Annotated in this window: 16 protein-coding genes; 7 read left to right on the forward strand and 9 right to left on the reverse strand. The window is 65.2% G+C overall.

Annotation, left to right across the window (positions count from 1 at the left end; all coding sequences use genetic code 11):
* Positions 1-382 precede the first annotated feature (382 nt).
* A complete protein-coding gene (locus OSH12_RS16270; RefSeq protein ID WP_266344637.1) occupies positions 383-1732 on the reverse strand; it encodes an Nramp family divalent metal transporter in 1350 nt (449 codons plus the stop codon).
* A gap of 256 nt (positions 1733-1988) precedes the next feature.
* Here OSH12_RS16270 and OSH12_RS16275 point away from each other — a divergent pair, with 256 nt between their 5' ends.
* Both OSH12_RS16275 and OSH12_RS16280 read left to right on the forward strand, forming a co-directional pair.
* A complete protein-coding gene (locus tag OSH12_RS16275; RefSeq protein WP_266344638.1) occupies positions 1989-2921 on the forward strand; it encodes an aldo/keto reductase in 933 nt (310 codons plus the stop codon).
* Positions 2922-3024: 103 nt separating this feature from the next.
* Positions 3025-3588, forward strand: a complete 564-nt coding sequence (locus tag OSH12_RS16280) for a hypothetical protein (protein WP_266344639.1) — start codon at positions 3025-3027, stop codon at positions 3586-3588.
* 3 nt (positions 3589-3591) lie between these two features.
* On the opposite strand, the gene OSH12_RS16285 is transcribed toward OSH12_RS16280, so the two are convergent.
* Positions 3592-4044 carry a hypothetical protein gene (locus OSH12_RS16285; RefSeq protein ID WP_266344640.1) on the reverse strand — a complete coding sequence of 151 codons (453 nt, stop codon included), beginning with the start codon at positions 4042-4044 and terminating at the stop codon, positions 3592-3594.
* Between OSH12_RS16285 and OSH12_RS16290 the strand changes: the two genes are divergently transcribed.
* Together OSH12_RS16290 and OSH12_RS16295 are read left to right on the forward strand one after the other, a co-directional pair.
* The gene (locus tag OSH12_RS16290; RefSeq protein ID WP_266344641.1) at positions 4034-4240 is read left to right on the forward strand and encodes a hypothetical protein; all 207 of its coding nucleotides are present in this window, start codon (positions 4034-4036) and stop codon (positions 4238-4240) included. The two genes, OSH12_RS16285 and OSH12_RS16290, sit on opposite strands and share 11 nt — an antisense overlap.
* Positions 4241-4355: 115 nt before the next feature.
* Complete coding sequence (locus tag OSH12_RS16295; protein ID WP_266344643.1) at positions 4356-5390, forward strand: aspartate-semialdehyde dehydrogenase; 1035 nt, start codon at positions 4356-4358, stop codon at positions 5388-5390.
* A 452-nt stretch (positions 5391-5842) separates the two neighbouring features.
* Here the strand turns inward: OSH12_RS16295 and OSH12_RS16300 are convergent, their stop codons facing one another.
* From OSH12_RS16300 to pdxY, 3 genes are all read right to left on the reverse strand, one after another.
* Positions 5843-6505, reverse strand: coding sequence for a carbonic anhydrase (locus tag OSH12_RS16300; protein WP_266344644.1), 663 nt, complete (start codon positions 6503-6505; stop codon positions 5843-5845).
* A gap of 143 nt (positions 6506-6648) precedes the next feature.
* A complete protein-coding gene (locus OSH12_RS16305; RefSeq protein ID WP_266344645.1) occupies positions 6649-7368 on the reverse strand; it encodes a DUF429 domain-containing protein in 720 nt (239 codons plus the stop codon).
* Complete coding sequence (gene pdxY, locus OSH12_RS16310) at positions 7365-8234, reverse strand: pyridoxal kinase (RefSeq protein WP_266344646.1); 870 nt, start codon at positions 8232-8234, stop codon at positions 7365-7367. The genes OSH12_RS16305 and pdxY overlap by 4 nt, the downstream gene beginning before the upstream one ends.
* A gap of 140 nt (positions 8235-8374) precedes the next feature.
* Here pdxY and OSH12_RS16315 point away from each other — a divergent pair, with 140 nt between their 5' ends.
* Positions 8375-9250: an HpcH/HpaI aldolase/citrate lyase family protein gene (locus OSH12_RS16315; RefSeq protein WP_266344647.1), complete on the forward strand. Its 876-nt coding sequence runs from the start codon at positions 8375-8377 to the stop codon at positions 9248-9250.
* Positions 9251-9557: 307 nt separating this feature from the next.
* On the opposite strand, the gene leuD is transcribed toward OSH12_RS16315, so the two are convergent.
* From leuD to OSH12_RS16330, 3 genes are all read right to left on the reverse strand, one after another.
* Entirely contained in the window at positions 9558-10163 is a 606-nt protein-coding gene (gene leuD / locus OSH12_RS16320; protein ID WP_266344648.1) for a 3-isopropylmalate dehydratase small subunit, read from the reverse strand.
* Positions 10164-10257: 94 nt separating this feature from the next.
* Positions 10258-10671, reverse strand: a complete 414-nt coding sequence (locus tag OSH12_RS16325; RefSeq protein WP_266344649.1) for a metallopeptidase family protein — start codon at positions 10669-10671, stop codon at positions 10258-10260.
* Between the two features lie 191 nt (positions 10672-10862).
* On the reverse strand, positions 10863-11342 hold the full coding sequence (locus OSH12_RS16330) for a GNAT family N-acetyltransferase (RefSeq protein WP_266344650.1): 480 nt from the start codon (positions 11340-11342) through the stop codon (positions 10863-10865).
* A 243-nt stretch (positions 11343-11585) separates the two neighbouring features.
* Between OSH12_RS16330 and OSH12_RS16335 the strand changes: the two genes are divergently transcribed.
* On the forward strand, positions 11586-12032 hold the full coding sequence (locus tag OSH12_RS16335) for a hypothetical protein (protein WP_266344651.1): 447 nt from the start codon (positions 11586-11588) through the stop codon (positions 12030-12032).
* A gap of 136 nt (positions 12033-12168) precedes the next feature.
* Entirely contained in the window at positions 12169-12492 is a 324-nt protein-coding gene (locus OSH12_RS16340) for a hypothetical protein (protein ID WP_266344652.1), read from the forward strand.
* An 87-nt stretch (positions 12493-12579) separates the two neighbouring features.
* Here the strand turns inward: OSH12_RS16340 and leuC are convergent, their stop codons facing one another.
* Positions 12580-13998 carry a 3-isopropylmalate dehydratase large subunit gene (gene leuC, locus OSH12_RS16345; protein WP_266344653.1) on the reverse strand — a complete coding sequence of 473 codons (1419 nt, stop codon included), beginning with the start codon at positions 13996-13998 and terminating at the stop codon, positions 12580-12582.
* Positions 13999-14044 lie beyond the last annotated feature (46 nt).

Raw genomic sequence — 14044 nt, forward strand, 5'->3', positions numbered from 1 at the left:
TTGTTGTCTGGAGGATCCGTCGGGTGGCTTTTCTTCACCTCTCCCTGAGGAGGCCTTTGCACAACGCCGAAAGGCAGTTCTGCAGCACCCCATGTCCAACATCCTGAGGAGGCTTTCGAAGAAAGCCGTCTCGAAGGACGCACGACTGAAGGGCAGGATTCACTAGGGATTGCACGACGGCTCTGCGTCCTTCGAGACGGCCCTGCGGGCCTCCTCAGGATGTTGAGGTCGGGGTTCTGCAAAGGTCTCCTGAGGGAGAGGTCGAAGCACGTAGTGCGGCGGGTGAGGGTTTACGGTCTTTCCGGATGGTTCCCTAAACCCTCACCCGGACCTGCGGTCCGACCTCCCCCTCAGGGGGAGGTGAAGGAAGGAGAACGGCGTCCTATCCACCCGTCATCACGTCGAAAATCAGCTTCATGTTCAGCACGATGATGAGCGTCGCGACGATGCCGGCGATGGCCGTCAGCCAGCGCGGGGCCGTGAAGTTGCCCATCTTGCGGCGCTCGGCCGTGAACATCACCAGCGGCACCACGGCAAAGGGTAGTTGCAGGCTGAGGATCACCTGCGACAGGATCAGCAACTGGCCGGCGCCGCTTTCGCCATAGGCAATGGTGACGATGGCGGCCGGCACAATCGCGATGCCGCGCGTGATCAACCGGCGCAGCCAGGGCGCCAGGCGGATGTTGAGAAAGCCTTCCATGACGATCTGTCCGGCCATGGTCGCCGTCACGGTCGAGTTGAGGCCGCAGCAGAGCAGGGCGACGGCGAACAGCGTTGGCGCCAGGGCCGAGCCGAGCAGCGGATGCAGCAGCGCATAGGCCTTGTCGAGTTCGACCACTTCCGTGCTGCCCTTGGCGTGGAAGGCGGAAGCGGCGAGGACCAGGATCGAGGCGTTGATGGCGAGCGCGAAGAGCAGCGCCAGCGTTGAATCGAAGGTCGCGAAGCGGATCGCCTCGCGCTTGCCCTTGTCGTCGGCGTGATAGGCGCGGGTCTGCACGATACCGGAATGCAGATAGAGATTATGCGGCATGACCGTCGCGCCGATGATGCCGAGCGCCAGATAGAGCATGTCCGGGTTGTTGACGATCTCGGGGTTGGGCACGAAGCCGCCGATCAGATCGCCCCAGACAGGGTCGGCCATGACGATCTGCACCAGGAACGACACCGCGATGACGCCAAGCAGCGTGATCACCAGCGCCTCGACCCAGCGAAAGCCCTTGGTCTGGAGATAAAGCACCAGGAAGACATCGAGCGCCGTGATGATGACGCCGATTTCGAGCGGGATGCCGAACAGCAGCTTGAGGCCGATCGCCGTGCCGATCACCTCGGCAAGGTCGGTGGCGCAGATCGCGATTTCGGCGAGCAGCCAGAGCACGGCGGCGACCGGGGCCGGATAGGCGTCGCGGCAGGCCTGGGCCAGGTCGCGGCCTGTGGCGATGGCGAGTCGCGCGGCCAGCGCCTGCAGGATCATCGCCATCAGGCTGGACAGCAGCACGACGAACAGCAGCGTGTAGCCGAAGCGCGAGCCGCCGGCGATCGAGGTCGCCCAGTTGCCGGGATCCATATAGCCGACGGCGACCAGATAGCCGGGGCCGAGGAAGGCGGCGGCCTTGCGCCAGTTGGGCGCTCCCTCCGCCACCTGGATCGAGCCATGGACTTCGGAAAGCGAGGGCGCACCCCGCTCGCGGCGCCAGCCCGCGCCTGCCGATTTCTCTTCGTCGATCGTCCGCATCGGGCTGCTTTCGAATATGCAACTGAGAACTATTTGCAATTAAGGATCCAGCCGGATCCGAAGTCAACCGGAATTGCGGTAGCATCGCGCCCTTCTTCCTGCTGGGTCGGTAACGGTATCCGGCACGAGAGGGTTCCATCAGCATGGGCGACGGAGGTCGGGCGTCGAACTGGACTGGCATGGTTCGCCGCCGCGCCCTAGTTTGTGTGCCTGACGATATCGATGCTCATCCCACCCCACCCTGTGAGGAATCTCCATGCGGACGCGTAAACTCGGCACGACCGATCTCGACGTTTCGGTGATCGGTCTCGGCACCAATAATTTCGGCGGAAGAACGGATCTCGATGGATCTCGCCGGGTGATCGACGCGGCGATCGATCACGGCGTCAATTTCTTCGATACAGCCGATATCTACGCCGACACCAATTCCGAGAGCATCCTTGGCCAGGTGTTGGGGGAGCGACGCAACCGGATCGTCCTGGCAACGAAGTTCGGCAAGCCGATCCTGGGCTCGCCCGAATCCAAGCGGGCGTCGCGCGCCTATATCTTCAGGGCCGTCGAGGCCAGCCTTCAGCGGTTGAAGACCGACCGCATCGACCTCTACCAGCAGCATGAGCCCGACGACGAGACGCCAATCGAGGAGACGCTGGGCGCGCTGGAGGATCTCGTGCGGGCCGGCAAGATCCGCTATTACGGCGCCTCCAATTTCACCCCCGAGGGTCTTCGCGAGGCGCAGGTGGCGGCCCATACGGCCGGCTATCGCGGTTTCGTTTCCAGCCAGGATGAGTACAGCCTGGTCGAGCGCTCGATCGAGACGGAACTGTTGCCGGTCGTGCGGGCGGAAAAGCTGGCGCTGATCCCGTTTTTCCCGCTCGCCTCGGGACTTCTCACCGGCAAGTACAGCCATGGCGAACGTCCTGCCGGAAGCCGGTTCGTCGCCTGGACGGGGCTTGGCGACCGCTATCTGACCGAGCGCAATCTGGCGCTGGCCGAAACCTTCGAGGCCTTCGCGAAGGCGCGCGGGCATACGTTGCTGGAACTCGCCTTCGCGTGGCTGCTGGCGCAGGATTCCGTGCCCTCCGTCATCGCCGGTGCGACCTCGCCGGAGCAGATCGTGGCCAATGCGGCGGCCGGGAACTGGCAGCTCAGCGCCGCCGATCTCGCCGCCTTCGACGCGCTGGCGGCGTGATCGGGGGCGCTGGCGCGTGAGTTGGGGACACCCCTGCGCCAGACAGGCATATGTCGGAATGGATCGGCCGGCGGCTTGTCGCCGGCCGATCAAAAGGAATGAAATGGGCCTGATCGACCACTACCTGCCGAATTACGATTTCGTCGAGCGCCATGCCTGCGAGGTGAAGGCGTCGCCGGATGTCGTGATCGCGGCGGCGGCGGCCTACCAGCCGGAAACCGATCCGTTCTTTCGCCGCATGATCGCGCTGCGCGAAATGCCGATGCGGGGATTGCGGCGGCTGTTGCGGCGCCGGGATCCGGCGCCCGCGTCGTTCGGGCTGCAGAATTTCCTGCTGCTCGAGCAGGCGGCCGGCCGTGGTCTCGTCTATGGCCTTGTCGGCCGCTTCTGGCGCAGCGACTACGGGCTGGTCACGCTGGCGGACGCCGCATCGTTTCGCGCCTATGGCGAGCCGGGCGTGCCGAAGCTGGCGCTGGCGTTTTCGGCGGAGACGATCGGGGCTGGCCGGACGATGCTCACGACCGAGACGCGCATCTTTTGCCCGGATCGCGGCGCGTGGCTGCGTTTCGCGCCCTATTGGTATGTGATCCGCCCGGTCAGCGGGCTGATCCGTTCCCGGATCCTCGCCTCGATCAAGCGGCAGAGCGAGCGCCTGTCCGCTATCTGAGCGTTAGAGCTGGATTTCCGGCGCGGTCGGGCAGGTCGCCGGCTTGCGGCGGTCCCAGCCGCGCGAGGTCCAGTCCTTGGCGGGGCCGGCCTTCGGGCCGCCCGCTGCGTCCGGCACGTAGAAGGTGAAGCAATTGGCCCCGTCCCGCTCGACGAAGAAGCAGGCGCCTTCCTGGCTGTCGTAGAAGGTGCAGAACTTGCCGTCGCGCACCGACCATTGGCCGGAATCGGACTTGCCGACGTCGTGGTAGCGCACCGAACCGTCGTCGTTATAGGTCTCGCTGAAGAAGGCGCCGCCCAGATAGATGCCGTCCAGCGTCACGCCGGAGAAGATCCTGGCGAGTTCGGCTTCCCGCACGCGCTCGCCGGCCAGCGTTGCCTGGGCGGTCAGGCCGAAGGTGGCGGCGACCGCGAGAGCCGCGAAGAGACGTCCGAAACCTTGCTGCATGACGCTCAAGCCGTTCGTCTCCGTTGACTTCTCGCCGGTTTGGCGGCAGAACGTGCGCCAACTTCATTCGGGCAGACCGATGACCGCGCACGCCGTTGCATCTTCGATCCTAATCGACCTGGTGGCTTTCGTCACCCGGACAAGCACGGCCGTCACGCGCATCTCCACCACCCACAAATCGTCGAAAACCACGACGACCGCCTGATCGTCCCTCCGCGCCCCCAATCTCCCTCGGGGCTCTGAGGGAGACGGGGCCGACCGGACGCGGGATTTCGCGGATGGGCGGTAGGGGGAGAGAGACGGACAAGGAGCAGGACAAAATGGGTTACAAGGTCGCGATCGTCGGCGCCACGGGCAATGTGGGCCGCGAAATTCTTTCGATCCTCGACGAGCGCGGCTTCCCGGCCGACGAAGTCGTGGCGCTCGCCTCGCGTCGCAGCCAGGGCACCGAAGTGTCCTTTGGCGACCGCATCCTCAAGGTGAAGCCGCTCGACCAGTACGACTTCTCCGACACCGACATCTGCCTGATGTCGGCCGGCGGCGCGATCTCGAAGGAATGGGCGCCGAAGATCGGCGCGCAGGGCTGCGTCGTCATCGATAATTCGTCGGCCTGGCGCTATGACGCCCAGGTGCCGCTGATCGTGCCGGAAGTGAACGCCGATGCCATCGTCGGCTTCTCCAAGCTCAACATCATCGCCAACCCGAACTGCTCGACCGCGCAGCTCGTCGTCGCGCTGAAGCCGCTGCACGACATCGCCACGATCAAGCGCGTCGTCGTCTCGACCTACCAGTCGGTTTCGGGCGCCGGCAAGGAAGGCATGGACGAGCTGTTCACGCAGACCCGCGCCGTCTTCGTCAACGATCCCGTCGAATCGACCAAGTTCACCAAGCGCATCGCCTTCAACCTCATCCCTCACATCGACGTCTTCATGGAAGACGGCTACACGAAGGAAGAGTGGAAGGTGATGGCCGAGACGAAGAAGATCCTCGATCCGAAGATCAAGCTGACCTGCACCGCCGTGCGCGTGCCGGTGTTCGTCTCGCACTCCGAATCGGTCAACATCGAGTTCGAGAAGCCGATCACCGCTGACGAGGCGCGCGACATCCTGCGCGAGGCGCCCGGCTGCCTGGTCATCGATAATCCGGAAGAAGAGCAGTACATCACGCCCTACGAGGCGACCGGCGAAGACGCGACCTATATTTCGCGTATCCGCGAGGATGCGACCGTCGAGAACGGCCTCAACATGTGGGTTGTTTCCGACAATCTGCGCAAGGGCGCCGCGCTCAACGCCGTGCAGATCGCCGAAGTGCTGGTCAACCGCAAGCTGATCACGCCGAAGAAGAAGGCCGCCTGAGGCGGACTTCGCCGGTCCTTCGGGGCATTCAGAATTGGAAAAGGCGCGGCCGCGAGGCTGCGCCTTTTCTGTATTGGGCTTGGACTTCGAGTGCGTCCTTCGAGACGCGGCCCCGCTGGCCGCTCCTCAGGATGTTGAGATCGAGGTTGTTAAGCGGCCGGGGAGAGGCGACGAGAGCCGCGCCTGTGTGGCTACGGGCTCCTGCACTTCAGGGCAAAATCCACGTTGGGACAAACCCAAACCTCAACATGCTGAGGAGCGGCCCGCGGCCGCGTCTCGAAGCACGCACCGCTCGGACCGCCGCTCGCCTCACCTCTCCCTGAGGGAGAGGTCGGAGCGAAGCTCCGGGTGAGGGTTTAGGGAATTATCCGGTGAGGCCGTAAACCCTCACCCGCCGCCCTTCGGTCGTCGACCTCTCCCTCAGGGAGAGGTGAAGAAACAGCCGTTTGGCCTCAGTCTTCGATTTCGTCCGGAACCGTGAAGCGGCCCGTCTGCTTGTCGAGCAGGTACAGCTCGGCCGTCGAGATATCGAACCAGGCGCCGTGCAGCTCCAGTTCGCCGATCTCTTCCAGGCTTCGGATCCAGGGGAAGGTGCGCAAATTCTCGATCGTCTGGCGGATCGAGGCGAATTCCAGCGCGCGCTGGCGATCCATCGTCTCTACTGGATCCTCGCAGATCAGCGCCTCGGCCGGCTTCAGCAGCGACGTCCACTTGTGGATGTAGTCGTTCGGCGCCTGCAGTTCCGGCGAGTCGCGCTCGGCCAAGTAGGCGGTGATGCCGCCGCAGCGGCCGTGGCCCATGACGACCAGATTGCGGACCTTGAGGCCCATGACGCCGAATTCGATCGCCGCCGAGGTGCCGTGATGCTCGCCATCGGGCGTGAAGGGCGGCACGAGCGCCGCGACATTGCGGACGACGAACAGTTCACCCGGGGCGGCGTCAAAAATCGTTTCCGGGGCGGCGCGGCTGTCGCTGCAGCCGAGGATCATCGTGCGCGGGCGCTGTCCAGTCTCGGCCAGTACCTTGTAGCGAGAGCTTTCCTGCGGCAGGCGCTGATCGCGAAAGGTCGCGTAGCCGCGCAGCAGCCGGGAGGGGAATTCATGGGCCTTGGCCATCGGGTGGTGCTCCAAAGGGGGGCCTGAGACGGCATCATGCGGTGCAGCATAATCGTAGCGATGCAATAAACGGCTTTATCGCATGGGTCGAGAGTTTTGCACGCCGGGCTGGGTTGCGCGCCACGCGAGGCACGCGTTGCCGGTCAAGCCCAGATGGCGATCCGCAATCCTTTCGCATCGCGCGCCGGCTCAGGCGGAAAACTCTCCGCCTCGCCGCGCAGGATGCGCCGCGCGATCAGAGCATTTGCCGACGCGTCGAGCAAATCGTCGGCGCCCGCGCCACGCGGCGGTCTCGCGAGACTTTCCGGCAGATAACCATGGTGGACCAGCAAGGCTCGACGCTGGTCGAGGCCCGCCGGGTTGGGGCGGCTCTTGACCTTCTTCGGCACGCTCATCTCCGAACCGCCATTCAGCCGCCAGAACGCCAGTTCGGGATGGACCTCGAAGACGCGCGCCTCCAGCGCCGGCGTCATCGCCGCGTCGATTTCGCGGATTTTTGGGAAGATGTGGAAGCACTGCTTGGCCACCATGCGCGGCGGCTCCGGTGTCGCGCTCGCCATCGCGCAGGCCTCGCGATAGTCCTCCGTCATCACGGCACGTCGCGCCGGCACGGAGAAGACGGAGCTTTGCCGGAGGCCAAGTCTTTGGCGCACCAGCCGCTCCGGCCCGCGCCCTTCCGGGCCGACGAAGTCGGGCAGGCCGATCGGCATGTCGACCGCGAGGATCACGTTTTCCGGATCCTCGATCAGCTCCGCGAAACGGGAAACGATGCGAACTACCGGCTCGAGCGGGCCCTCGGGGCGAATCGATACCGCGATCCAGCCTGTGGGGCAGCCGTCGATCCCGACGACGCGCCCGGTCACGGGATGATCCGCACCGGTGTGCGCGGCGCCAGCAGGCGATCCTGGATGGTGGCCAGCGGCAACTCGTTGGTGCCGAGGCTCGCTGCCGCGTCGATGGCGTCGGCGACGGCGGATGTGGCAAGACGCAACGCGTCCGCGTCCGACGCGCCCTCGACGAGATGGGCCAGGAACAGGGCGGCGAACAGGTCGCCGGTGCCGTTCGGCACGCGGCCGCCGATGGCCGCGTGGCTGGCGCGGATGGTGTCATGGCCCGAACCGTTGCGCGAGACGAGCAGCGTCGTGATTTCGCCCTCAGTACCGGCGGCCGAGGTGACGGCGATGCGTGGCGTCGAAAGCGTCGTCGCGGCGGCGTGCAGCGCCTCGGGCGGCAGCGCCAGATTGCCCGTGAGAAAACCGAGCTCGGTCGGGTTCGGCGTCAGGATATCGGCGCGCGGCACTAGATGGTCGCGGATGGCGCTCGCCGTTGCCTCCGGCACGTAGAGGATACCGGCGTCACCCATGACGGGATCGCAGAGATAGAGCGCGTCGGGGCGGGCCGCCTTGACGGCATCGACCAGCCGCGCCACGGCGGCGGGCTGGCTGGCCGCGCCCATATAGCCGGTCAGGATCGCGCCGATCTCGGAGAGCCATGGCGCGCGGATCAGATCGTCGATCAGCGCCTCGAAGGCGGCCTCGTCCGGGATGATCCGGCTCGATTTGCCATGGCCGGGATGCCAGGGCAGCGTCACCGTCTGCAGCGACCAGACCGGATGGCCAAAGCGCTCCAGCGCAAAGGCCGCCCCGCGTCCGCCGACCGCGCCGCGCACGACGGTCGAGGAAATCACCAGGATAGCGGGCTTTTGCACGAGTTCGGTCGAAACAGTCATGGGAGCATCCATCCTGCGGCACCGGCAGATTGCGACCGGCGGTGCGAAATTAGCCGATTCGGTTCAACTTCGCTGCTTCCGTCCCTATGCTCTCCGGGCAAGGCGAGGCTCGATTGCGCCCGCCATATCAGGAACTCCGCATGAAACCGATCCGCCCGCGCCGCTCCGCCCTCTATGTGCCGGGTTCCAATGTCCGCGCCATGGCCAAGGCGCCGACGCTTGGCGCCGATGTTGTCATCTTTGATCTCGAGGACGCCGTCGCGCCTTCCGAGAAAGAGGCGGCCCGCGAGCGTGTCGTCGAGGCGGTGGCAGCACTCCGGCAGGCGGGCACGCAGTCCGAGATTGTCGTCCGCGCCAACGGGCTGGATACGCCCTGGATCGACGCTGATCTAGCCGCCATCGGCGCGGCGCTGCCGGACGCGCTGCTGCTGCCGAAAATTTCTCGGGCCGAGGATTTGAGCCGGGTTCGGACGATGATCGGCGGCGACGTTGCGTTACCGCTTTGGGCCATGATCGAGACACCCCGCGCGGTTCTCGATCCACTCGACATTGCCGAGGCGAAGGATGAACGCCTGCCGCTGACCGTGCTTGTTCTTGGCCTCAACGATCTCGCCCGTGAAACAGGCGCGCTGCAGGTGCCGGGTCGCGCGCCGATGCTGCCCTGGATGATGGCTGCGTTGGCTGCGGCGCGCGTTGCGGGGATCGAAATCCTCGACGGCGTTTTCAACGACATCGCGGACGGGGAAGGTTTTTCGGCCGAGTGTCTTCAGGCGCGGCAATGCGGTTTTGACGGCAAGACGGTGATCCATCCGGCGCAGATCGCCGGCGCCAACGCCGCCTTTGCGCCGGACGCTGATGAACTGGCGTGGGCGAGCCGTATAGCGGCCGTGTTCGATGCGCCGGAAAACGCCGGCAAGGGGGTCGTCCGGGTCGAAGGCCGCATGGTCGAGCGCCTGCACGCCGACATGGCGAAACGCCTGCTGGCGCTTGCCGAGGCCATCGCGGCGAAGGGGTAGGGGGCCGTACGCTGGACGCGCGCCGAGACGCGGGGTTTCTGCTTGCGGCGGCTTCAGGCCACTCGCTCGCCGCTCCCCCGTACTCCGTCATCCTCGCGAAAGCGAGGATCCATGCAGCCGGGTTCCTGGCCGTGCGAGTCTCCCGATGCCTCGGCTGAATGGGTCCCGGATCTCCGCTTCGCTGCGTCCGGGATGACGGCGATGTGGGGGATCAGGATGAGCCGGAGGGGCGAGTTTGGACGGCGAGGGTACAAAAAAAGGCGCCAGGATTTCTCCGGGCGCCTTTTTCAAAACTCATGACCGAGGATCAGGCCCAGGGGCGGGCCGCTTCGGTGGTCTTTTCGAACGCTTCGATGTTCGGCGCCTTGACCATGGTCAGGCCGATATCGTCGAGGCCGCTCAACAGCTTTTCCTTGCGGGCCGGGTCGATGTCGAAATGCACCGTGCCGCCGTCGGGGCCGCGGATTTCCTGCGCTTCGAGGTCGACCGTCAGGCGCGAATTGGCGCCGCGCTCGGCGTCGTCGAACAGCTTGTCGAGGTCTTCCTTCGACACGCGGATCGGCAGGATGCCGTTGTTGAAGCAGTTGTTGTAGAAAATGTCGGCGAACGAGGTCGAGATCACGCAGCGGATGCCGTAGTCGAGCAGGGCCCACGGCGCGTGCTCGCGCGACGAGCCGCAGCCGAAATTGTCGCCGGCTACGATGATCGAGGCATGCCGGTAAGCCGGCTTGTTGAGGACGAAATTCTCGTTCTCGCTGCCATCGTCATTGAAGCGCATCTCGGCGAACAGGCCCTTGCCGAGCCCGGTGCGCTTGATCGTCTTCAGATAGTCCTTCGGAATGATCATGTCGGTATCGATGTTGATGAACGGCAGCGGAGCCGCAACACCGGTCAGCGTCGTGAATTTTTCCATGGTGACCATTCCCAATAAGCCGTCAGACGGCGGTAAATGCGCTGAAAACCCGCCAAGGTCAAGACTTTCGGCGTTTAGTACGATTTGAAACGCCTTAACCGGCCGCTTCTTCGATCGCTTCCATGTCATCGTCGGAAAGGCCGAAATGATGGCCGATCTCGTGGATCAGCACATGGCTGACGATCGCGCCCAGCGTCTCGTCATGCTCGGCCCAGTAGTCGAGGATCGGGCGGCGGTAGAGCCAGACACGGTTCGGCAGCATGCCGGTGAACTCGGTCGCCGAGGCATGGGCGAGGCCGACGCCCTGGAACAGACCGAGCAGGTCGAATTCCGACTCGATGCCGAGCGCCTCGAGCGCCTCGTCATCGGGAAAATCGTCGACGCGGATCTCGATTTCGCCCGAAAGGCTGCGGAATTCGGACGGCAGACCTTCCAGCGCCGCCTGGCCCAGAGCCTGAAAATCGTCGAGCGAGGGCGCCTTGAGGGCGTCGAGGTCGAGCTTTGCCATGGTGCGGTCTGGTCCGAATTGCGTGTGAAAGGGGGGCAGCCTGAAGGCGGTATCCCGCTCGGCTGATATGGGTTCGTATCCCGGATTTCGCCAGTTCGAGCATTTCGCCGTTTCCTTGAAACGGCGCAATACTCTAGCTCCTTGTCGCGTTTTCTTCACGCGAACCGGTATCCACTTCGCTCGAAAACGCTCTAGCCTGCTGCCCCGCGCTCGATGCGGACGATGAAGCTTTCGAGCCTCGCCTTCGTGCCGAGCGTTTCGGCGAAGGTGGTGCGCATGGAGGATCCTTGCGGCACCATCCAGCGCAGCGACAGCCAGTCGCGCGAGCGTCCCTTGTGGGCGAGCGCCTCGACCAGGGCGCGGGCGATGCCCCGGCCGCGCGATTCATGTCGGACGAACAGATCTTCGAGCTGGCCGACGCGCATGCCGGATATGGCGTCCGGCAGGTCGCAGAACACGGCGAAGCCGACCAGGACACCGTCGAGCCGCGCACCCAGAATTTCGGCTGTGCGGTCGCGCAGAAGCGTTTCGGCATAATAGAGGTCGGGGTGGCGCGGCGCGCCCCGCTTCATGTCCTGCACATAGGCGGACAGCAGCGGCGCCAGTTCCTGCGCATCATCGATGGTCAGCGCGGCGGTATCGAAGCGGGTGGAAAGCGGCGGCGGTTGCATGATTCCGTGTCGGTCGTTTCGGACGCTACTGGCAGCGACCGGTCCCTTGTCCCATGTCATAGCAATGTCGCATCGGATTCGTTGCGGATGCAATCTTGCTTTGTGCATTCGCGATCCGCCTGCGGCCAGTTGATGCGGCCAAGAGCGAATATTTCATCCGGTTCGACTGTTGATGCATCCAAGACGGCACGCCGGGATCGTGGCGGGGGTGGCGTTGCCGTTGTCTCTTCGGGAGTAACGGTCATGGTGAAACATACCCTTCTCTCCGCCGCCACCGCGCTGGCCCTTGTCGTGGCCACGCTCGGCGTTTCGACGGGAGATGCTTTTGCTCAGAACTGGGGCGGACGCGGCGGCGGCAACATGATGTGGCGCCACGGCGGCGGCGGTTGGCATGGCGGCGGCGGGGGCTGGCATGGCGGTGGCTGGCACGGCGGTGGCGGCTGGAATGGCGGTTGGCACGGCGGCGGCGGTTGCTGGAACTGCGGCTGGAACGGCGGCTGGGGTTGGGCGCCCGCCTTCGGCCTCGGGCTTGGGCTCGGCTATGGCGTCGGCGCGTGGAACAGCGGGCCCACGCGGGTCTGCGAGCCGGTGTTCCGGAATGTGCGGGTCCAGACGCGCCATGGCTGGCGCTGGCGCAATGTCGTGGTCGCCCGTCGGTGCTACTGGTCGGATTATGGCTATGGCTGGTAGGGCGGCCTGAACATCCGGTTGACGAAATTCCTGAACCGCGGCTGAACAGGCATCTCAGCCGCGGTTCAGGCGTTAGACCCCTTGATAGCGCAGAGCACGCCGACATTCGGCCTGCAACGCTTCAAGGGAGTAACCGATGCTCAAGCAAACTCTGATCGCTGCCGCGACCGCCCTTGTCCTCGCCACGGGTTCGCTCGCCGTCACGACGGGCAGCGCGCTCGCCGATCATCGCGGCGGGTCGCATCACAGCCGCAACCATGATCGCGGCTGGGACAATGGTCCGCGCGGCGGTCACGGTTGGGGCAAGTCACGCCAAGTCTGCCGGCCGATCGTGCGCGAGCGCAAGGTCTGGCGTCATGGTCGTTGGCAATGGCGCAATGTCGTCGTCGGCGAGCGTTGCTATGACCAGCGTGGCGGTCGCGGCGGCCATCATGGCGGCCACGTCCGCCCGCGCTGGTAACCGCCAGCCGTCAGCCTGAATGCAAAAGGGGCCCGGACGTCGCCGTCCGGGCCCCTTTTTATGTCTGTCTCGCGAAAGCCTTCCGGCCTAGCGCCAGGTGCGGATGTCGACGAAGTGGCCGGCGATCGCGGCGGCGGCGGCCATGGCCGGCGACACCAGATGAGTGCGGCCCTTGAAACCCTGGCGACCTTCGAAATTGCGGTTCGAGGTCGAGGCGCAACGCTCCTGCGGCTTCAGGCGGTCGTCGTTCATCGCCAGGCACATCGAGCAGCCGGGCTCACGCCATTCGAAGCCGGCGGCCTTGAACAGCACGTCGAGGCCCTCGGCTTCCGCCTGTTCCTTCACGAGGCCCGAGCCCGGAACGACCATGGCGTTGACGCCCTCGCGAACCGTCTGGCCACGGATCATCGCGGCGGCGGCGCGCAGATCCTCGATCCGGCCATTGGTGCAGGAGCCGATGAAGATGCGCTCGACCGGGATGTCGACCATGCGGGTGCCGGGCTTCAGGCCCATATATTCAAGCGCGCGCCACTTGGACTTGCGCTTGTTCTCGTCGGCGATGTCGTCCGGGTTCGGCACGACGCCTGCGATCGAGACGACGTCCTCGGGCGAGGAGCCCCAGGTGACGATCGGCGGCAGGCTGGCGGCGTCGAGGCGGATCTCGGTGTCGAAATGCGCGCCGGGATCGGTGTTGAGCGTCTCCCAGTAACGCACGGCCGCATCCCAGGTGGCGCCGGTCGGCGCCTTGGGGCGACCCTTGATGTAGTCGAACGTCTTCTGGTCGGGCGCGATCAAACCGGCGCGGGCGCCGCCTTCGATCGACATGTTGCAGACCGTCATGCGGCCTTCCATGGACAGCGCGCGGATCGCTTCGCCCGCATATTCCATGACGTGGCCGGTGCCGCCGGCGGTGCCGATTTCGCCGATGATGGCGAGCACGATGTCCTTGGCCGACACGCCTTCCGGCGCGACGCCATCGACCGTGACCAGCATGTTCTTGGCCTTGGTCTGGATCAGCGTCTGGGTGGCGAGCACGTGCTCGACTTCCGACGTGCCGATGCCATGCGCCAAGGCGCCGAACGCGCCATGCGTCGAGGTGTGGCTGTCGCCGCAGACGATGGTCATGCCGGGCAGGGTGAAGCCCTGCTCGGGGCCGACGATGTGGACGACGCCCTGGCGACGGTCGAGCTCGGAATAATACTCGACGCCGAACTCGGCCGCGTTCTCGGCCAGCGTTGCGACCTGCAGGGCCGATTCCGGGTTCTCGATGCCGTGGGTACGGTCGGTCGTCGGCACGTTGTGGTCGACGACGGCGAGCGTCTTCTTCGGCTGGTGAACCGGGCGGCCGGCCATGCGCAGGCCTTCGAACGCCTGCGGGCTCGTCACTTCGTGGACGAGGTGGCGGTCGATATACAGAATGGTGTTGCCGTCGTCGTTCTTCTCGACGACGTGGTCGTCCCAGATCTTGTCGTAGAGGGTCCGGGGTTTGCCGTTCGACGTGGTCATGACGTCTTCTTCCTGAAGGATAAAATGCTAGCGCGAGGGTCGATCG

It is taken from the genome of Kaistia terrae (assembly GCF_026344005.1).
Taxonomy (GTDB): Bacteria; Pseudomonadota; Alphaproteobacteria; order Rhizobiales; family Kaistiaceae; genus Kaistia; species Kaistia terrae.